The sequence below is a fragment of the Halorhodospira sp. 9622 genome, assembly GCF_022228025.1.
Lineage (GTDB): Bacteria > Pseudomonadota > Gammaproteobacteria > Nitrococcales > Halorhodospiraceae > Halorhodospira > Halorhodospira halophila_A.
In genome coordinates this window covers 1-478 of the sequence record NZ_JAJNRE010000111.1, presented here as the reverse complement: position 1 = coordinate 478, position 478 = coordinate 1, and the positions used below count along the sequence as shown (strand labels likewise).

The 478-nt window shown below is 71.1% G+C and carries 1 protein-coding gene; it reads right to left on the bottom strand.

Translation table 11 applies throughout. The annotated features are described in order from the left end of the window. Positions 1 to 478 (bottom strand): FAD-dependent oxidoreductase (locus tag LRG07_RS13825; RefSeq protein ID WP_238642784.1); only part of this gene is annotated, 478 nt, incomplete at both ends.

Sequence of the window (478 nt, the reverse complement as noted above, 5' to 3'; positions counted from 1 at the left end):
GCCACTCGAAGAGATCGTCGTTGACCACGGCCCGGTCGCCGAGATCCTTGAACATCGGCAGCACGTTGGGACGGGAGCCGGTGGCGATCACGGTGCGCCCGGCCCGGATCCGCCGCCCGTCGTCGAGCCGCAGGGTCTGCGCGTCCTCGAACCGGGCGTAGCCATGGATCCGCCGCTCGGCCGGGATCTTCTCGGTGTTGCCGACGACCCCGCTGACGAACCGATCCCGCAGGTTCCGGACCCGTTCCATCACCTCGGCGCCGTTGATCTCGACTGAGCCGGCGTGGACGCCGAAGCCGTCGGCATGGTGCGCCGTGTGGGCGGCGTCGGCGGCGGCGATGAGCAGCTTGCTGGGCATGCATCCGACGCTGGCGCAGGTGGTCCCGTACGCTCCGCCCTCGATCAGGAGCACACGATCGGTATGGGCGGCGGCGGCCCGGTAGGCGCGCAGTCCGGCGCTACCCGCCCCGATGATGGC